This window comes from Pseudomonas sp. GW821-FHT10B02, from assembly GCF_059415665.1.
Map to the genome: position 1 here is coordinate 205738 of NZ_JBWKNR010000007.1, position 19240 is coordinate 224977.

Consider the following 19240-nt stretch of genomic DNA (forward strand, 5'->3'; position numbering starts at 1 on the left):
CTGCAACGCGCCTGGCAGCACAGGGCTGCACAGCGTTCGCGGCAAAGAGATGGCAACAGATCAATGGACAAGGCAGACGGAAAAACGCGCAGGGCTGCGGCACAGGCCGAAGAAACCGCGCATCACCCTCCGTGATGCCGTTGGCTGTTACAGGCCGGTCTCCGGGCTTGTGAGCGGGGTCATCAACACCCAGGGTCGCGCGCCTTCCCGGGTGCGATCACCCAGTGGCCATGCGCGGCCTTGACTCACCTACCGTTGCGGGGGCAGCGCCGGACTCGCACGCTATTGCGCACCCACCGGCTTCCCTGTTTCACCCTGCCAGACCACAGCCCACAGAGCACCTGAAACAAGTCGCGAAGGTTAGAGGGTTGCACCCGGAGCGTCAATGAAAGGCGCAGCACTGGCCTGGATCAATGGCGTCTTTGTCATCTTGTGCCACCCTGATATCAGTGATATCAAATAGCCATAAATTGGCTGTCTCGATTACAACGATAAAGGAGAGAGCGGCATGCAAGGCCTGATCATCAATAACCCGCGCCTGGAATTCCTGCGTCCGGCTCTGGAACGCTGGGTCGAATGCATCGACCGCTGCAACCAGACCCTGGGCGACGGCGAGGCCCCTTACTGGCACGGCGCCCAAGCGAACCTCGGCGTGCTCTCGGCCGCAGCCTGGCAAGCAGAGCTGATCACCTTGCAACATCACCAGAGCAAGAAGCAGCGTGACGAAGGTGAGCGTGAAGGTTACTGCGACCTGTACATCGCCAATCGCGAAGAAGCCGCCTACCTGCAAGCCAGCCAGCGCTGGCCACGCATCGCCCGCCTGGACCTGAACAACGCGCTGCAAGAGACTGTATTTGCCGCCCGCCAGGTGGCTGCACCCAGCCAGCTAAAAGTCGCCGCGCTGTTCGCCAGCCCCTGGAAAGCCGGGCAGCATGCCAGCCCCGAAGAACTCCAGGACCTGGTCGACGACCTGCAAAAGCACACCGCCTGTGCCATTGCCTGGTACTTCCCCTATGCCTACCGCAAGCTGCACAACGAGGCCGGGCAGTATCATCCCGGGGTTGCACTGCTGCTCAAGCAGGCCTGAACAACGGAACCTCGCGGATGTTGAGCACCTCTACTTTCAACAGAGGCCAGCTTTGCGAGGGCAACGCCATGGATATGACCCGTATCACCGTGCTGCTGATAGTTGCCGCGGGAATCAGCGGCTGCGGCGAGACTGCCCGGCTGGAGGTCAGTGACGGATTCGGGCCATCGCCTCAACTGCCCGAGCCGAACAAGACCCTGATCCCCACCGTCAACATCGCCCCGGCCATTGGCTGGCCACCAGGCACCAAGCCTGTGGCTGCACCTGGCACCCAGGTGACCGCCTTCGCCGAGGGCCTGGATCACCCGCGCTGGCTGTATGTCCTGCCCAATGGCGATGTGCTGGTCGCGGAAACCAACGCCCCGCCCAAGCCCGAGGACGGCAAGGGCATTCGTGGCTGGGTGATGGGCAAGGTGATGAGTCGCGCCGGTGCCGGCGTGCCCAGCGCCAACCGCATCAGCCTGCTGCGCGACAGTGACCATGACGGCGTGGCCGAAATCCGTACCACCTTTATTGAAAACCTCAATTCGCCGTTTGGCATGGCCTTGGTCGGCAACGATTTCTATGTAGCCGACACCGATCGGCTCATGCGCTTTCGTTACCAGCCCGGGGCTACTGAAATTACTTCGTCTGGCACGCTGGTGACCGAATTGCCCGGCGGCCCGCTGAACCATCACTGGACCAAGAATGTCATCGCCAGCCGCGATGGCAAAAAGCTCTACGTTACGGTTGGCTCCAACAGCAATGTCGGTGAGAACGGCATGGATCAGGAAGCAGGTCGCGCCGCCATCTGGGAAGTCGATCCGGCCAACGGCCAGAAGCGTCTGTTTGCCTCGGGCCTGCGCAACCCCAACGGCATGGCCTGGGAGCCGCATAGCGGACAACTGTGGACCGCGGTCAACGAACGGGACGAGATCGGCAGCGACCTGGTGCCCGACTACATTACCTCGGTCAAGGACGGTGGATTCTACGGCTGGCCCTACAGCTATTACGGCCAACACGTCGATGAACGGGTCAGCCCGCAGGATCCGCAGCGGGTTGCCAAAGCCATAGTTCCTGATTACGCCGTAGGGCCGCACACCGCCTCACTGGGCCTGACCTTTGCCGAACCCGGCGTACTGCCGCCACCTTTCGAGCAAGGGGTATTCATTGGTCAGCACGGCTCCTGGAACCGCAAACCGCACAGTGGCTACAAGGTGATCTTCGTGCCGTTCAGCACCGCCGGCAAACCGGCCGGCAAGCCGATCGACCTGCTGACGGGCTTTCTCAATGACGAGGGCAAGGCCATGGGGCGGCCGGTCGGGGTGATCAATGATCAACGCGGTGGTTTGCTGGTGGCCGATGATGTTGGCAACAAGATCTGGCGGGTGAGCAAGGTCCGGTAAGCCTATCGCGGGGCAAGCCCGCTCCCACAGAGTCAGTCCAACCTGTGGGAGCGGGCTTGCCCCGCGATTCAACGCTTACGACACAACGTCAGACCATCCCCTATGGGCAACATCGACAGATCCACCCGCGGATCGCCCTTGAGCCCCAGGTTCAACGCCTGGATCGCCCGGGTATCTTCACTGTCGGGCTGCGCCTGCAGCACCCGCCCGCTCCACAAGGTATTGTCGAACAACACCAGCCCACCCGTACGCAGCAAGCGCAGGGCCTCTTCCAGATACTGCGGGTAGTTGCCCTTGTCGGCATCGATGAAGATCAGGTCGTAACGCGCTGACGGCAAAGTCGCCAGCGTTTGCAAGGCAGGCGCCAGGCGCAACTCGATACGCTCTGCCACGCCGGCCTCCCGCCAATAGCGCCAGGCGATGGCGTTGTAACTACCTTCAAGATCGCAGCACAACAACTGCCCCTGCTCCATGGCCTGGGCCATGCACAGTGCGCTGTATCCGGTGAAGGTCCCGACCTCGATCACCCGCTGCGCACCGATCAGGCGCACCAGCAGCGCCAGCAACTGGCCCTGCTCTGGCGCCACCTGCCAGCGCGCCTCGGGCAAGGCCTGGGTTTCGCTGCGCAAACGGGCCAGCAACGGCGTCTCGCGAAGAGAAACCGCTTGCAGGTAATGGTAGAGAGCATCGTCGAGGTAGAGCGTTTGTGCCGTCATCGCCTACCTCGCAAGGTCAGGGGTTGCGCGCCAGGTGGGTCGGCGCCAGCACCCGCTTGGCGTTGAGATAGGTTTTGTTCCAGTAGCTGTTGGACAGGTAGTCCAGACGCACGGTTCCGCCCGCAGACGGGGCATGCACGAAACGGCCTTCGCCGACGTAGATGCCGGCGTGGCTGACCTGCGAGCCGCCATTGGTGGCAAAGAACACCAGGTCCCCGGACTGCAGGGCACCACGGTCGATAGTCGGCGCGCGCACGCCGATCATTTCACGGGTGGTGCGCGGCAAAGCAATACCGGCGGCATCGCGATAGACGTAACCGATCAAGCCACTGCAATCAAAACCCGAGTCCGGCGTATTGCCGCCCCAGCGATAAGGCGTACCGACCAGGCCCAAGGCACGGAACAGCACATCTTCGGCAACCGGAGAGAAATATACCTGAGGCGCCATGACGACTGGCTCGACCACCTTGGGCGGGGTCGGGGCATGGCTGGAGCAGGCACCGAGCAGTGCCAGCAGGGAAAACAGAGCGAAGCGCGCCTTTATCGCCATGGTCAGAACATCCTGTCTGAAGCCGTCCGGCGGTGTGGCCGGAAATAGGTGAGAATTTAGATTAGACGCTTTCTGTAAACACGCACGGCGACGAGCTTTTCAGCTACGTCGCCGTGATACCGCAAGGCCGATGATCAGTTGCGCGAGATGGTGGTCGCGGTCGGTGCCATGGCCAATGCGCGCTTGGCTTCGATAAAGGTCTTGCTCCAGTAGCGATCACCGAGTTTGTCGATGCGCACACCACCGCTGCGGCGGCTGCTGGAGTGGATGAACTGATCGTCGCCCAGGTAGATCCCGGCGTGACTGACACGACCGCGACCATTGGTGCTGAAGAACAGCAGATCACCCGGCTTGAGATTGTTACGGGCAACCAGCGGGGCTTTTACGTTGATCATTTCACGAGTGGAGCGCGGCAGGTTGAGGCCGGCTTCTTCGCGGAACAGGTAACCAATGAAGCCGCTGCAATCAAAGCCGGTGTTCTCGGAGGTACCACCGAAACGGTAACGGGTACCGATCAGCGACATACCGCGCTCGAGAATGTTGTCAGCCAGGGCTGGCAATTGGTAAGGCTTGCTGCTGGCGAAATCCTGAAGTTCTTCTTCGGTGGCCAGCTCTTCCTCAAACACCGACGAGGTGGAGGACTTGCTCAAAACCTGAGCGGAAACCGGTTGTTGAACCTGCTGCTGCGAAACAGGGCTATGCGCTGCGCAGCCAAAAAGCAGGGTCACAAGTGCGAGGGGCACGAGGGGTGCGAAGCGATTTAGCATGGGCACGACCGTGTCTTGGATTTAAAGAAGTCGAAACTATGCCTTCTATCGCATCGATTTGCAAATTCAATCGAAAAAAATGTGACTTTTACGTGCCGAGGCTCTAGCCCCTGCCTTACCAGCCTAAAGTTTCTTTCAAAAACGGGATGGTGAGCTTGCGTTGAGCCTGCAAGGAAGCCTGATCGAGGCGCTCGAGCAGGTCGAACAAGGCGCTCATGCTGCGCGTGCCGCGGGTGAGGATGAAGTGCCCGACCTCGTCGGAGAGTTGCAGACCGCGGCGCGAGGCACGCAGTTGCAAGGCGCGCAGCTTGTCTTCGTCAGACAGCGCACGCATCTGGAAGATCAGCGCCAGGGTCAGGCGCGACTTGAGGTCTGCCAGCTTGATCGGCAATTCCCGCGGCGAACTGGAGGCTGCCAGCAACAAGCGTCGGCCGCTGTCACGCAGACGGTTGAACAGGTGGAACATGGCCTCTTCCCACTCCGGCTTGCCGGCAATTACATGCAGGTCGTCGAGGCAGACCAGTTCGTATTGTTCGAGGTTATCCAGCAACTCGACACCGCGGTCGAGCAGCTGCGCCAGCGGCAGGTATACGGCGGGTTCACCCAATTGCTCGAAACGCAGGCAGGCGGCTTGCAGCAGATGGGTACGCCCGACGCCCTGCTTGCCCCAGAGATAGATCAGGCTTTCGGTCCAGCCGGCGTCGGCTTCGCAGAGTCGCTCGACGTAGCCCAATGCGGCGGCGTTGGCACCCGGGTAGTAGTTGATGAAGGTGGCGTCATCACGCAGACGCACACCCAAGGGCAACTGGATCGGTTTCATGCTGGCTGGGCAGTTCCGAAGAACCACAAGGGGCCTTTTGTGAAAAGTCTGCAAAGTCTATACCCGTGGCGCCGGTCGCACAATCAGTGAGGACCACAAGTAAAATCAAAGGCTTGCATTGACACCCGGGAATCGCTGCAAGCCTATTGCCATCAAGCTAGAGATCCGGGTCGATCTCACCGCCATACATATCCGACTCTTTATAGAGATCATGGACATGACGCAGCAGCACCATGATCACCGCCGCCACCGGCAGGGCCAGCAGAACGCCGGTGAAACCGAACAGTTCACCGCCGGCGAGAATGGCGAAAATCACCGCCACCGGATGCAGGCCGATGCGGTCACCGACCAGCAGTGGCGTCAGGACCATGCCTTCCAGTGCCTGGCCGATCATGAATACCGCTGCGATCGCCAGTAACGGATAAGGATCACCGCCAAACTGGAACAACCCGGCAATCATCGCCGCGCCGATACCAATAATGAAGCCCATGTACGGCACGATGGCCGCCAGGCCTGCCAGCAGGCCGATCAACAATCCGAGCTCTAGGCCCACAAGCATCAGGCCAGAGGCATAGATCACCCCCAGCGCCACCATCACCATCAACTGGCCACGGACGAACGCCCCCAGCACTTCGTGGCACTCGCCGGCCAGCGCTACCACCCGCTCCTCGCGCTGGCGCGGCAGCAGGCCACGGATCTTGGCCATCATCAGGTCCCAGTCACGCAGCAGGTAGAAGCTCACCACCGGGATCAGCACCAGGTTGGCCAACCAGCCCAGCAGGGCCAGCCCCGAAGCGGTGGCCTGGGACAGGATGACCCCGACGATGTCGGTGGTCTGGCCCATATGCCCGCTGATGGCCGCCTTGATCTTGTCGAACTTCCAGAAGCCGTCGGCCAGGCCAAGACGTGTCTGTACCCAGGGCAAGGCGTCGTGTTGCAACCAGTCAAGCATCTGCGGCGCCAGCTCGTAGAGGCGCACCAGTTGCTTGGCCAGCATCGGCACCAGCACCAGGAGCAGCAGGGTCAGCAACAGGGTAAACAATGTAAACACCAGCACCACGCCCCAGGTGCGGGACAAGCCGGCACGTTCCAGGCGATCGACCAGCGGGTCGGCCAGATAGGCCAGCAGGATGCCGACCAGAAACGGCGACAGAATCGGGTGTAGCCAGTACAGCAAAGCGGCGCACAGCAAAATTACGCCGGGCCATACCCAGCGACGCATATCAATCATGAACGGCTCCAGGCCAGGTCAGGGATTACCAACGAAAACGCAGGCCATTGAACGGTTTTGGCGCAGCGGCCTGAGTCGCCCCCGGGTTGACCGGATCAACAGGCGGTTGCGCTGCCGGCGCTTCAGCGGGCAGCTCCTGCAGTTTGGCCAGGCCCAGCTGGGCGCGTAGCTGATCGCTGTTGCCAGTGACCTGATAGGTCAGGGTATCGCCCTCAACCTGCTTAAGGCGCGCGCCATAGGGTTCCAGCACCCGGCCGAGGTCGGCATAACGTGCCAGGTTCATCCCCTGGACCTGCACCTGCATTTCGCTGCTGGCACCGGGGCGAGTCACAAAGCGCGGCGCCAGGCGGTTGCTGACCGCCAGCATCACGGCGTCGGCCAGCGCGGCCTGGTCGGCAGCTTCAACCTTGCCCTGCTCGCGCTGCTCGCCCAGCCACAGGCGCCAGGTGCCCTGCCATTTGCCGTCGGCTTCACTGGCATGCACCGCCAGCAAGGCGTCGGCGCCATAACGCTCGGAAGCCTCGCGCAGCGGCGCTGGGTCTGCGCCTTCAAGATTTTTCGCAGTGGCCACCAATTGCTCATTGAGGTCGGCCAGCGGCAGGCGCAATGGCAGACCTCGGTGCTGGGCGGCGCGGCGCAGGGGCGCGGCGCTGTTCTGGCCGTCGCCGACCAGGCTTGAGCCTTCGGTACTGTCGTTCAACCACCAGCCAAGGATCGAAGGCCGGTTGTTGCCCCACAGTGCCAGGCCCGCCTGGCGCAAGGTGCGCTCGGTGCTGCCGGGATCGAAGTCCACCAGCACGGTTTCGGGCGGCCCGGCCTCGAAGCCGAACTGACTGATGATCTGTTGCGGGTCTTTGCGCAGCCCCGCCAGGGCCGGGCTCTGCGCCGCCTTGGGGTCGCCGGTCAGGCGCAGCACCAGGGTTTCAAGGGCTTTGCCGGTGGCCTGAGTACGGGCTTCGGCGCCCTGGCCGTCGACCGGCTCGCGAACCTGATAAAGGCCGGAAAGGGTTTCGGCCTGAGCCGACAGCCCCAGCAAGGCAAGACAGCCAACGGCCAGGTAATTACGCAAACGCATGGAGGATTCCTGTCCTGGTAATAAAGAAGCGATGCTTATAAATAAGATGCCGGTATGACCGCAGCACCTGGCAAAACATTCAGCCAGCGCGGTCAATTTCATCTCATCGCCTTTGCTATACCTTATACAGCCTGGGCCCCGGCAACCAGCGAGACACTGTTAAAGGCTATTTTTTTAGCCGATCTGGGCTCTGCCCGTCGGCCTGAGGATGGCCGCTACCGGGCAACCCTGATAAAATCGCGCGCCTTCGCAGACCGGCGACGGTCAGGCAGCCGGATTACCCTCCGCCTTGCCTGGCAGGTCACGGTCGATTCCCCTGAATCCCTCCCCCCTAAAGGCCTGGATCATGAGCAAGCAACCCTCCCTGAGCTACAAGGACGCCGGTGTAGACATCGACGCCGGTGAAGCATTGGTCGAACGCATCAAAGGCGTTGCCAAGCGCACGGCGCGCCCGGAAGTCATGGGCGGCCTGGGCGGTTTTGGCGCCCTCTGTGAAATCCCGGCCGGCTACAAACAACCGGTTCTGGTCTCCGGCACCGACGGCGTTGGCACCAAGCTGCGCCTGGCACTGAACCTGAACAAGCACGACAGCATCGGCCAGGACCTGGTCGCCATGTGCGTCAACGACCTGGTGGTGTGCGGCGCCGAGCCGCTGTTCTTCCTCGACTACTACGCCACCGGCAAGCTCAACGTTGATGTTGCCGCTACCGTGGTTACCGGCATCGGCGCTGGCTGCGAACTGGCTGGCTGCTCCCTGGTCGGCGGTGAAACCGCTGAAATGCCTGGCATGTACGAAGGCGAAGACTACGACCTGGCCGGCTTCTGCGTTGGCGTGGTGGAAAAAGCCGAGATCATCGACGGCTCCAAGGTCGCCACTGGCGACGCGCTGATCGCCCTGCCGTCTTCCGGCCCGCACTCCAACGGCTACTCGCTGATCCGCAAGATCATCGAAGTGTCCGGTGCCGACATCGAAAACACCCAGCTCGACGGCAAGCCGCTGACCGAACTGCTGATGGCACCGACCCGTATCTACGTCAAGCCGCTGCTCAAGCTGATCAAAGACACCGGCGCAGTCAAGGCCATGGCCCACATCACCGGTGGCGGCCTGCTCGACAACATCCCGCGCGTCCTGCCAAAAGGCGCCCAGGCGGTGGTCGACGTCGCCAGCTGGAATCGCCCGGCAGTCTTCGACTGGCTGCAACAGCAAGGCAACGTTGACGAGCACGAAATGCACCGCGTACTGAACTGCGGCGTCGGCATGGTCATCTGCGTGGCTCAGGATCAGGTCGAGACCGCCCTGAACAACCTGCGTGACTCCGGCGAGCAGCCATGGGTCATCGGCCAGATCGGTGTTGCTGCCGAAGGCGCTGCCCAGGTCGAGCTGAAGAACGTCAAGGCGCACTGATGCCAAGCAAGTCTTGTGATGTCGTGGTGCTGCTGTCCGGCACCGGCAGTAATCTGCAAGCCTTGATCGACAGCGTCCGCACCGGCGATAGCCCGGTGCGGATCCGCGCGGTCATCTCCAACCGCGCCGATGCCTATGGCCTGCAGCGCGCCCGTGATGCAGGCATCGACACCGCTGTGCTCGACCATAAAGCCTTCGAAGGCCGCGAGGCCTTCGACGCGGCACTGGTCGAGCTGATCGACGGCTACCAGCCACAGCTGGTGGTGCTGGCCGGCTTCATGCGCATCCTCAGTGCCGGCTTCGTCCGTCACTATCAAGGTCGCCTGCTGAACATTCATCCGTCGCTGCTGCCCAAATACAAGGGCCTGCACACCCATCAACGCGCTCTCGAGGCGGGTGACAAGGAGCATGGCTGCAGCGTGCACTTCGTGACCGAGGAACTCGACGGCGGACCGCTGGTCGTACAGGCAGTAATACCGGTAGAGTTGGATGACACGCCAGAACGTCTGGCGCAACGGGTTCACAGCCAGGAACACCAGATTTACCCGCTGGCAGTGCGCTGGTTCGCCGAAGGCCGTTTGCGCCTGGGTGAGCACGGTGCTCTACTGGATGGCCAGCCTCTGGCGGCCAGCGGCCACTTGATTCGACCCTAGGAGATACTATGCGTCGCGCCCTGCTCTTCGCTCTTGCCGTGCTCGCACTGCCGCTTCAGGCAGCGGATCTGAAACCTTTCTCGGCCAGCTACACCGCCGACTGGAAGCAGCTGCCCATGAGCGGCACCGCCGAGCGCAGCCTGGAAAAGAATGCCAACGGTACTTGGAGCCTGAACTTCAAGGCATCGATGATGATCGCCAGCCTGACCGAGCAAAGCACCCTGCGTCTGGACAAGGACACCCTGCTGCCTCAGACCTACCACTTCGAACGTGGTGGCCTGGGCAAGGCCAAGAAAGTCGATCTGGACTTTGACTGGAGCAGCAAACAGATCACCGGCACCGACCGCGGTGACGCGATCAAGCTGCCGCTGAACCGTGGCGTGCTGGACAAGTCCACCTATCAGCTGGCCCTGCAACATGACGTCGCTGCCGGCAAGAAGAGCGTGAGCTACCAGGTGGTTGATGGCGACGAGATCGATACCTATGACTTCCGCGTCCTGGGCACCGAAAAAGTCACCACCAAGACCGGTCAGGTCGATGCCATCAAGGTCGAGCGCGTGCGCGATCCGAGCCAGAGCAAGCGCATCACCGAGCTGTGGTTCGCCAAGGATTGGGATTATCTGCTGGTACAACTGCGCCAGGTCGAGACTGACGGCAAGGAGTACGTGATCGTGCTGCAGGATGGTACGGTCGATGGCAAGGCGGTCAAGGGCAACTGATTGCCTGACAGCTGGCTATACCCGAAACCCCGCCTTGTGCGGGGTTTTTTATTGCGGCAATGGCGACCGCTTCGCGATCGATCGCTGGCAACGCCAGCTCCCACACAAGCCCCCTGTGGGAGCCGGCATTGCCGGCGATGGGGTCTGTATGAAAGATCTTTCATGGGCCAAGCATTTACTTAGCCAGCTAACAAATTCTATAAAAGAGACCTGCGACACGGTGCCGCAGTTAACTGAAAGTGGAGTTTGCAGATGACTGTCAAAGTAACTGAGCGCGACGAAAACAAAATGTCTTATGAAAGCCTGGCAGCAGGCCTGCGCATCTGGGATGTGCATCAGCAGGATGAACTGGTGGGCATGTTCCACAACGAACATGAAGCCCACAACTACCGCATCGAACTGGAATTCCTCGAAAGCAGAGAGCAACAGGAATAGTCCACTCCAGAAAACACAAACCCCGCCGAAGCGGGGTTTGTGGTTTTACCACATCAGATCGTCAGGGATCACGTAGGCGGCGTACGGATCATCGGCATCCGGCGCTTCAACCTGGGTGTTGAGCAAGACGATGCGCTTGGGGTCGCGCTCCTGGATCTTCAGCGCCGCTTCACGCGGGATCACTTCATAACCGCCACCATGGGCAACGATCGCCAGCGAGCCGCTGCTCAGCTTGCTGCGCATCAGGGCGTTGACCGACAGGCGCTTGACCTTCTTGTCGTCGACGAAGTTGTAGTAGTCCTCAGTGGTCAGCTTCGGCAGGCGCGAGACCTCGATCAATTGCTTGACCTGGGCAGCACGGGCTTTCTGCTCGGCTTTCTCCTGCTGTTGGCGGTTGAGCTCCTGGTCGCGCTTGGCTTTTTCCGCCATGGCTTCCTTGGCCAACCGCTGCTGGCTATCGTCGACTTCGACCTGGCCTTTGTGTTCCAGGCGCTTTTGTTTCTTCTGTTCTTTACTGACCTGCTTGACCTGCTTCTGGTTGACCAGACCGGCTTTGAGCAATTGGTCGCGAAGGGAAAGGCTCATTGTTCACTCACTTATGTGCTTCAGCTCAGCCGCAGCTGGGCAGGTTCTTTTCCTGACGTTTGGCTTCGCCCCACAGCGCATCCATGTCTTCCAGGGTGCAATCTTCAATCGGACGCCCACTCTCGCGCAATGCCTGCTCGATAAAACGGAAACGTCGTTCAAACTTTTGGTTGGCGCCGCGCAGGGCGTTTTCCGGGTCGACCTTCAGATGCCGGGCCAGGTTGACCGTGGCAAACAGCAGATCGCCCACTTCCTCGGCCAGCGCCGCACTGTCATTTTCGGCCATGGCTTCGAGTACTTCGTCGAGCTCTTCGCGCACCTTGTCCAGCACCGGCAAGGCATCCGGCCAGTCGAAACCGACTTTGGCCGTGCGCTTTTGCAGCTTGGCGGCCCGGGACAGGGCCGGCAAGGCGGCCGGTACGTCATCGAGCAACGACAACTGCTCGGGAACGCCCTTCTCGGCCCGTTCCTGGGCCTTGATTTCTTCCCAGCGCTGCTTGACCTGGGCCTCGTCGAGTTTTGGCGTATCCAGCGGTGCATACAGCTCACCGGTGGGGAAAACGTGCGGATGGCGACGGATCAGCTTGCGGGTAATGCTGTCGATCACCCCGGCAAACTCGAAACGACCTTCTTCACGGGCCAGTTGGCTGTAATAGACCACCTGGAACAACAGGTCGCCCAATTCACCCTGCAAGTGCTCAAAGTCGCTGCGCTCGATGGCGTCGGCCACTTCGTAGGCTTCTTCGAGTGTGTAGGGAATGATCGTTGCGTAGGTCTGCTTGAGGTCCCACGGGCAGCCGTATTGCGGGTCGCGCAGGCGGGCCATGAGGTGGAGCAGGTCATCCAGGGTATACATCGTGTGATCTCTGTTCAGGCAGGCCTGGCCTCATCGCTGGCAAGGCCAGCTCCCACAGGTGGTTGCTGTATCCTGTGGGAGCTGGCATTGCCAGCGATGAGGGCCTCAAGGGGTACGATTGCGCCGCGTCTCGATAATGTTCGGCAACTGCGAAATCCGCCCGAGCAGACGCCCAAGGGCATCCAGGCCAGGAATCTCGATGGTCAGCGACATCAGCGCGGTGTTGTCTTCCTTGTTCGAGCGGGTGTTGACCGCCAGCACGTTGATCCGCTCGTTGAGCAGCACCTGGGAGACGTCACGCAGCAACCCCGGACGGTCGTAGGCACGGATGATGATATCCACCGGGTAGGTCTGTACCGGCACCGGCCCCCAGCTGACCTGGATGATCCGCTCCGGCTCGCGACCGGCCAGTTGCAGCACCGAGGCGCAATCCTGGCGGTGAATGGTCACCCCACGGCCCACAGTGATGTAGCCGACAATCGCATCGCCCGGCAACGGCTGGCAGCAGCCGGCCATTTGCGTAAGCAGGTTGCCGACGCCCTGGATCTGGATATCGCCACGCTTGCCCGGTTTGTAACCGGTGGCTTTACGCGGCACCAGCTCGACGTGTTCGCTGCGCTCAGGCTCGACCAGTTGTTGTGCGGCATTGACCAGATGCGCCAGGCGCAAGTCGCCCGCCCCCAGGGAGGCGAACATATCTTCGGCAGCCCTGAGATTGGCTTTTTCCGCCAGCCGCTCGAAGTCCACCTGGGGCAGCCCCAGCCGGTTGAGTTCGCGCTCCAGCAGGGTCTTGCCAGCCGCGACGTTCTGATCGCGTGCCTGCAGCTTGAACCAGTGAACAATCTTGGCCCGTGCCCGCGACGTGGTGACATAGCCCAGGTTCGAGTTCAGCCAGTCGCGGCTGGGGTTGCCGTGCTTGCTGGTAATGATCTCGACCTGCTCGCCAGTCTGCAGGCTGTAGTTGAGCGGCACGATCCGCCCGTTGATCTTCGCACCGCGGCAGTTGTGGCCGATTTCGGTGTGCACGCGGTAGGCGAAGTCCAGCGGTGTGGCGCCCTTGGGCAGATCGATGGCGTGGCCGTCAGGGGTGAAGACATAGACCCGGTCGGGTTCGATATCGACGCGCAGCTGTTCGGCCAGGCCACCGATATCACCCAGCTCTTCGTGCCATTCCAGCACCTGGCGCAACCAGGAGATTTTCTCTTCGTAATGGTTGGAGCTGGATTTGACGTCGGTGCCCTTGTAGCGCCAGTGCGCGCAGACGCCGAGTTCGGCCTCTTCGTGCATGGCGTGGGTGCGGATCTGCACCTCGAGGACCTTGCCCTCAGGGCCGATCACCGCCGTGTGCAAGGAGCGATAGCCGTTTTCCTTGGGGTTGGCGATGTAGTCGTCGAATTCTTTCGGGATGTGCCGCCACAAGGTGTGGACGATCCCCAGCGCGGTATAGCAATCGCGCATTTCCGGCACCAGCACGCGTACCGCGCGCACGTCATAGATCTGGCTGAACTCCAGACCCTTGCGCTGCATTTTGCGCCAGATCGAATAGATGTGTTTGGCCCGGCCGCTGATGTCGGCCTTGACCCCGGTGGCCAGCAGCTCGTTCTGCAGCTGGTTCATCACATCGCTGATAAAGCGTTCACGGTCCAGGCGCCGCTCATGCAGCAGCTTGGCAATCTGCTTGTATTGGTCCGGCTCCAGGTAGCGGAAGGACAGGTCTTCCAGCTCCCATTTGATATGACCGATACCCAGGCGATGCGCCAGCGGGGCGTAGATATCGAAGACCTCGCGGGCAACGCGGTTGCGCTTTTCGTCGTCGGCGCCTTTGACCGCGCGGATTGCACAGGTGCGCTCGGCCAGCTTGATCAGCGCCACACGCACGTCATCAACCATGGCCACGAGCATTTTGCGCAGGTTCTCGACCTGCGCCTGGGAGCCCAGCACCAGCGACTGGCGAGGGCTGAGACTGGCGCTGATGGCAGCCATGCGCAGCACGCCGTCGATCAGCTTGGACACCACCGGGCCAAAGCGCTGGCCGACTTCGGCCAGGGTCACCTTGCCTTCGCGTACGGCACGGTAGATCACCGCAGCGACCAGTGAGTCCTGGTCGAGCTTGAGGTCGGCGAGGATTTCGGCGATTTCCAGGCCGGCCTGGAAACTCGAGGTCCCGTCGGCCCAGGAATGCTTGGCCGGGTTGCCCTTTTTCTCGATCTCCTGAGCGAACTCGCAAGCCTCTTTAAGGGCTTCACGGTCCAGCGCCAGGTCGACGCTCACCACATGATCCAGCCATGCTTCGAGATTGATACTGCCGTCGGTGTTGACCGGCTGGTGCACTCTCACCTGTACCATCTTTGATTACCTTTCCCTACAGCGCATTCGCGATGCGCTTGATATCTCTGGTGCTGCCCCTGCCGGACCCAAGGTGCAGCGCCCAACGCGCCAGTCCCGCTAGCCCGCTTCGAATAACGCCATGGCTTCGACATGCGCCGTCTGAGGAAACATGTCGAGAATCCCGGCACATTTTAACCGGTAACCCTGCCTGACCAGCTCTAGCGTGTCACGGGCCAGGGTTGCCGGGTTGCACGATACATACACCAGACGTTTCGCTCCGAGGTCTGCGATTTTTCGCACGACCTCATAAGCGCCGTCCCGCGGTGGGTCCAAGAGTACCGCAGAAAAGCCTCCAGCGGCCCAGCCGGAGGCGGTCAAAGGCTGCGATAAATCGGCCTGAAAAAACTGCGTGTTATGCAAATCGTTGCTTCGTGCATTGGCCGCTGCCCGCTCGACCATTGCCTGTACACCTTCCACCGCCACCACTTCACGCGCCTGCCGGGCCAGCGGCAGGGCGAAATTGCCCAGGCCGCAGAACAGATCAAGTACACGCTCGTCGGCTTGCGGCGCCAGCCAGGCCAGCGCCTGCTCGATCATCGCCGTGTTGACCGCAGCGTTGACCTGGACGAAATCCCCGGGCCGGTATGCCAGCTCCAGGTTCCACGGTGCCAGGGTAAAACCGAGGGTCTGACCGGCATCAAGCGGATAAGGTTCACCCTCGCCTTGCAACCATAGCTGCACACCTGCTTCTTTGCAGAACGCCTGCAAGCGAGCCAGGTCGCCCTCCGCCAATGGCGCGGTATGCCGTAGCAGCAAGGCCAGTGCCGTACCGCTGAACAGCTCGACATGACCGACCACCTGCGGTTTGCTCAAGCTCTGCAGCAGCATCGGCAGGTGACGCATGATCGACTGCAAGGGTTGTACCAGTACCGGGCAATCCTCAATGGCGACGATGTCCTGGCTGGCTTCGGCGCGGAAGCCGACTTCGAGTTTTTTCGCTTTGTTGTCCCAGCGCACCGCCACCCGCGCCCGGCGTCGGTAAGCAAACTCCGGTCCGCTCAAAGGCGCGGCCCACCGCTCGGGCGCCACGCCGGCAACCCGCTGCAGCTGCTCGGCCAGCAAGCGCTGTTTGAGGGCCAGTTGATCGGCATGGGCCAGGTGCTGCAGGTTGCAGCCGCCGCAGCGATCGAAATGCTTGCACGGCGCCTGGCGACGCTCCGGGCTGGCGCTGAACACCCGCTCCAGACGCGCTTCAACCACCTTGCCGTGAGCATTGAGCACGCGTGCCTCGACCTCTTCCTCGGCCAGCGCGCCACTGACAAACCAGGTACGCCCTTCAAGAAAGGCGATGCCACGGCCATCCCCCGCCAGGCGCTCGATACGCAGGCGCTGTTTTTTGCCGGTGGGGATCTGCGGCGCGCGGCTGCCGCCGGCCGGCTGGAAGCGCAGGCCGCTGTTGCGTTTACTTTTGGACATCAGTTCGCCGCGTCGAAAATGCCGGTCGACAGGTAACGGTCGCCACGGTCACAAATGATTGCCACGATCACGGCGTTTTCCAGTTCACGAGACAGGCGCAACATGGCCGCCACTGCACCACCAGAGGACACACCACAGAAAATGCCCTCTTCGCGGGCCAGTCGGCGGGTGGTCTCTTCGGCTTCGCTCTGGGCCATGTCGACCACGCGATCAACGCGGTCAGCCTGATAGATCTTCGGCAGGTACTCTTCGGGCCAGCGCCGGATCCCCGGAATCGCCGAGCCTTCCATCGGCTGCAAACCGACGATCTGCACCGCCGGGTTTTGCTCCTTGAGGTAACGCGAGCAACCCATGATGGTGCCGGTGGTGCCCATGGAGCTGACGAAATGGGTGATGGTGCCCTGGGTCTGGCGCCAGATCTCCGGGCCGGTGCTGACATAGTGGGCTTCGGGATTGTCACCGTTGCCAAACTGATCGAGCACCAGGCCACGGCCATCGGCTTGCAGACGGTCGGCGAGGTCGCGAGCGCCCTCCATGCCCTCTTCCTTGCTGACCAGAATCAGCTCGGCGCCATAGGCGGTCATCGCCGCTTTGCGTTCGGCGCTGGAGTTGTCGGGCATGATCAGGATCATCTTGTAACCCTTGATCGCCGCCGCCATGGCCAAGGCGATCCCGGTGTTGCCCGAGGTCGCTTCGATCAGGGTGTCGCCCGGCTTGATCTGTCCGCGCAATTCGGCACGGGTGATCATCGACAGCGCCGGCCGGTCCTTGACCGAACCTGCCGGGTTGTTGCCTTCAAGCTTGAGCAGGAGGGTGTTGCTGGTTTCACCGGCAATGCGCTGCAGGCGGACCAGAGGCGTGTTGCCGACGCAATCGGCGATGGTTGGGTACTGCAAGGTCATGGCGTAGTTCGCAATCCAGACTGCGGGGGCGACTATCATACCGGCAAACGGGCCTTGCCCATATCACGCAATGTGCGGGTGTTATACCTACCGGTTATAACCCGGTGGGAGCGGGCTTGCCCCGCGAGGCGATGAGCCTGACAACCCGCAATCGCGGGACAAGCCCGCTCCCACCTGCTGAACAGCGGGTAACAGAATATTCAGCCGCAAGCCCTGCCCGGTGTTCTGCGCCCACAGGCGCCCGCCCTGGCGCACGATGGCATTGCGGGCGATGCTCAGGCCGAGGCCGAAACCACCATCGCCCGGACGTGAGCCGTCCAGCCGGGTAAACGGCGCGAAGATCCGCTCAAGCTCGGCTTCCGCCACGCCGCCGCCCTGATCCTCCAGCCACAACAGCCAGTGATCGCCCTGACGACGGCCGTCCAGGCGAATCACGCCGCTGGCCGGCGAGTGGCGGATGGCGTTGCGCAGAATGTTCTCCAGCGCCTGAGCCACGCTGTTCAGGTTGCCCTGGATCCAGCAAGAGGCGTCCAGCGCGCAATGCAGTTGCGTCGACGGCCAGGTACTTTCAAAACAGGCATCTTCGGCGAGCATGTCCCAAAGCGCCTGGACCTGGATCGGCTCCTTGCTTGGCGGCGCCCGCTCGGTGTCGAGCCAGGCCAGTTGCAAGGCATCCTCGACCAGACGTTGCATGCAGTCGATTTCGCGCCCCAGGCGCTCACGCAGCTGGCCGGCGTCAGCGTCCCCTTCGCAGGCTACGCGCAGACGGCTCAAAGGCGTGCGCAGCTCGTGCGACAGGTCACGCAACAACTGTTGCTGCAAGACCACCGTGCCTTGCAGTCGTTCGGCCATGTCATCGAAAGCTCGTCCCAGCTCGCCCAGCTCATCCTGGCGGCTGGTGGTGCTGCTGGCGACCCGCGCCGACAGCTGATCGGCGCGCCAGGCATTGGCCTGCTCGCGCAACTGGATCAGCGGCATGATCAACATGCGGTACAGCCCGATGCACAGCAGCAAGGTGAACAGCCCCGGGATCACACCGTTGGTCATGAACTGCCAGAACAGGCGGTAGCGACCGGGCATCAGGCGCTCTGGTAGCTCAATCACCAGCAGCCCCTGCTCCGGGTGCTCGACAAATGGTACGCGCATCCACGGCAAGCCGATCACCCGGCGGCTGACCGGCCAGTCGATACCGCGCAGAAAGGTGATCTTGCGACTTTGCTCAGGGGTCAGCGGCGTGCTGCTAAGCGACTGCAAGTCTGGCCCCAGCACATTCACCCAGGTGCCTTCCTTGCTGGCCATGTCGGCCATCCAGGCATCGACTCCGGCCTGCCCGCCCTGCTTCCAGGCGCGTTCAGCCTCGGCGGCATAGTCGGTCAAGGTGATTCGGGCCTGATCGGAGAGGTAGGCGTTCTGGGTTTCCATGTGCCGACCCCAGCTCCAGCTCAGGCCGATCATCAACAGACAGAAACCGACCAGCAGGATCGCCAGCTTCCAGAACAACGAGTGACGATTGGGCACCTCAGCTGACCTCGGCGGCACTGAGCACATAGCCCTTGCCCCACACCGTGCGCAGTTCACGCTCCTGGTAACCGATGGCCTTGAGCTTGCGCCGGATCTGGCTGACATGCATGTCCAGGCTGCGGTCATGGCGGGCATAGCCACGCTGTAGGACCTGCTGGTAAAGGAAGGCCTTGCTCAGCACTTCTTCATGGCTGCGGTGCAAGGTATCGAGCAGCCGGTACTCGCTCAGGGTCAGCCCTGCCCAGCGCTCGCCACAGCAGACATCACAGGCCTGCTCGTTGAACTGCAGGGCGCCGACTTGCTGCGCGGGTGCTTCCTGACGACGGCGCTCCAACGCCACACGGCGCAGGATCGCCTCGATACGCACCTTCAGCTCAGCCATGCTGAACGGTTTGGGCAGGTAGTCATCGGCACCCCGCTGAAAACCACTGATGCGATCCGCCTCGGCGCCCAGGGCCGACATCATGATCACCGGTGTCGAGCTGCTTTCGCGCAGTTTCGCCAGCACATCCAGGCCGTTCAGTCCCGGCAGCAGGATGTCCATCAGGACCACATCGAAACGCGACTCGCGCGCAACCGCCAAGCCATCGCGACCATTCTTGCACCAGGTGACCTTGAAGCCGCCACGTTGCAGTTCTTCGTGCAGATGGGCACCCAGGACCGGGTCGTCCTCGATGGCAAGTATGGTGGATTCGCTAATAGCTACGGGATTCATTGGCGGGTGCTAGC

Annotated in this window: 19 protein-coding genes and 1 riboswitch; of the genes, 6 read left to right on the forward strand and 13 right to left on the reverse strand. The window is 61.9% G+C overall.

Annotation, left to right across the window (positions count from 1 at the left end; translation table 11 throughout):
- Positions 1–135: 135 nt before the first annotated feature.
- A riboswitch (cobalamin riboswitch) is annotated at positions 136–360 on the reverse strand.
- A 148-nt stretch (positions 361–508) separates the two neighbouring features.
- Together AC07OF_RS13125 and AC07OF_RS13130 are read left to right on the forward strand one after the other, a co-directional pair.
- Positions 509–1087, forward strand: a complete 579-nt coding sequence (locus AC07OF_RS13125; RefSeq protein ID WP_157191520.1) for a hypothetical protein — start codon at positions 509–511, stop codon at positions 1085–1087.
- A gap of 68 nt (positions 1088–1155) precedes the next feature.
- Positions 1156–2472, forward strand: coding sequence for a PQQ-dependent sugar dehydrogenase (locus tag AC07OF_RS13130; RefSeq protein WP_408635394.1), 1317 nt, complete (start codon positions 1156–1158; stop codon positions 2470–2472).
- 68 nt (positions 2473–2540) lie between these two features.
- Here AC07OF_RS13130 and AC07OF_RS13135 read toward each other — a convergent pair whose 3' ends face one another.
- The 6 genes from AC07OF_RS13135 to AC07OF_RS13160 form a co-directional block, all read right to left on the reverse strand.
- Positions 2541–3188 (reverse strand): O-methyltransferase, encoded by a 648-nt coding sequence (locus AC07OF_RS13135; protein WP_157191518.1) that lies wholly within the window; start codon positions 3186–3188, stop codon positions 2541–2543.
- Between the two features lie 16 nt (positions 3189–3204).
- On the reverse strand, positions 3205–3738 hold the full coding sequence (locus AC07OF_RS13140; RefSeq protein WP_157191516.1) for a C40 family peptidase: 534 nt from the start codon (positions 3736–3738) through the stop codon (positions 3205–3207).
- 134 nt (positions 3739–3872) lie between these two features.
- On the reverse strand, positions 3873–4505 hold the full coding sequence (locus tag AC07OF_RS13145; protein ID WP_157191514.1) for a C40 family peptidase: 633 nt from the start codon (positions 4503–4505) through the stop codon (positions 3873–3875).
- Positions 4506–4620: 115 nt separating this feature from the next.
- Entirely contained in the window at positions 4621–5325 is a 705-nt protein-coding gene (gene hda / locus AC07OF_RS13150) for a DnaA regulatory inactivator Hda (protein ID WP_038608127.1), read from the reverse strand.
- A 157-nt stretch (positions 5326–5482) separates the two neighbouring features.
- On the reverse strand, positions 5483–6556 hold the full coding sequence (locus AC07OF_RS13155) for an AI-2E family transporter (protein ID WP_157191512.1): 1074 nt from the start codon (positions 6554–6556) through the stop codon (positions 5483–5485).
- A gap of 25 nt (positions 6557–6581) precedes the next feature.
- Positions 6582–7631: a DUF2066 domain-containing protein gene (locus tag AC07OF_RS13160; protein WP_157191511.1), complete on the reverse strand. Its 1050-nt coding sequence runs from the start codon at positions 7629–7631 to the stop codon at positions 6582–6584.
- Positions 7632–7977: 346 nt separating this feature from the next.
- On the opposite strand from AC07OF_RS13160, the gene purM reads away from it, so the two are divergent.
- From purM to AC07OF_RS13180, 4 genes are all read left to right on the forward strand, one after another.
- The gene (gene purM, locus AC07OF_RS13165) at positions 7978–9036 is read left to right on the forward strand and encodes a phosphoribosylformylglycinamidine cyclo-ligase (protein ID WP_157191509.1); all 1059 of its coding nucleotides are present in this window, start codon (positions 7978–7980) and stop codon (positions 9034–9036) included.
- Positions 9036–9689, forward strand: coding sequence for a phosphoribosylglycinamide formyltransferase (purN, locus tag AC07OF_RS13170; RefSeq protein WP_157191507.1), 654 nt, complete (start codon positions 9036–9038; stop codon positions 9687–9689). Before purM ends, purN begins: the two co-directional genes overlap by 1 nt.
- 8 nt (positions 9690–9697) lie before the next feature.
- Positions 9698–10408, forward strand: a complete 711-nt coding sequence (locus AC07OF_RS13175; RefSeq protein ID WP_157191505.1) for a DUF3108 domain-containing protein — start codon at positions 9698–9700, stop codon at positions 10406–10408.
- Positions 10409–10660: 252 nt separating this feature from the next.
- The gene (locus AC07OF_RS13180; RefSeq protein ID WP_157191503.1) at positions 10661–10843 is read left to right on the forward strand and encodes a hypothetical protein; all 183 of its coding nucleotides are present in this window, start codon (positions 10661–10663) and stop codon (positions 10841–10843) included.
- Positions 10844–10888: 45 nt separating this feature from the next.
- Here AC07OF_RS13180 and AC07OF_RS13185 read toward each other — a convergent pair whose 3' ends face one another.
- The 7 genes from AC07OF_RS13185 to AC07OF_RS13215 all read right to left on the reverse strand — a co-directional run bounded on the left by AC07OF_RS13185 (position 10889) and on the right by AC07OF_RS13215 (position 19226).
- On the reverse strand, positions 10889–11428 hold the full coding sequence (locus AC07OF_RS13185; protein ID WP_107025922.1) for a DUF2058 domain-containing protein: 540 nt from the start codon (positions 11426–11428) through the stop codon (positions 10889–10891).
- 25 nt (positions 11429–11453) lie between these two features.
- Positions 11454–12284: a nucleoside triphosphate pyrophosphohydrolase gene (gene mazG / locus AC07OF_RS13190; protein ID WP_038608102.1), complete on the reverse strand. Its 831-nt coding sequence runs from the start codon at positions 12282–12284 to the stop codon at positions 11454–11456.
- Between the two features lie 105 nt (positions 12285–12389).
- Positions 12390–14630, reverse strand: a complete 2241-nt coding sequence (relA, locus tag AC07OF_RS13195; protein WP_038608100.1) for a GTP diphosphokinase — start codon at positions 14628–14630, stop codon at positions 12390–12392.
- Between the two features lie 99 nt (positions 14631–14729).
- Complete coding sequence (gene rlmD / locus AC07OF_RS13200; RefSeq protein WP_476445726.1) at positions 14730–16088, reverse strand: 23S rRNA (uracil(1939)-C(5))-methyltransferase RlmD; 1359 nt, start codon at positions 16086–16088, stop codon at positions 14730–14732.
- On the reverse strand, positions 16088–16990 hold the full coding sequence (gene cysM, locus AC07OF_RS13205; protein ID WP_038608094.1) for a cysteine synthase CysM: 903 nt from the start codon (positions 16988–16990) through the stop codon (positions 16088–16090). Before cysM ends, rlmD begins: the two co-directional genes overlap by 1 nt.
- Positions 16991–17077: 87 nt before the next feature.
- Entirely contained in the window at positions 17078–18538 is a 1461-nt protein-coding gene (locus tag AC07OF_RS13210; RefSeq protein WP_476445727.1) for a histidine kinase sensor domain-containing protein, read from the reverse strand.
- Positions 18510–19226 carry a response regulator transcription factor gene (locus tag AC07OF_RS13215; protein ID WP_157191496.1) on the reverse strand — a complete coding sequence of 239 codons (717 nt, stop codon included), beginning with the start codon at positions 19224–19226 and terminating at the stop codon, positions 18510–18512. The genes AC07OF_RS13210 and AC07OF_RS13215 overlap by 29 nt, the downstream gene beginning before the upstream one ends.
- Between the last annotated feature and the right edge of the window lie 14 nt (positions 19227–19240).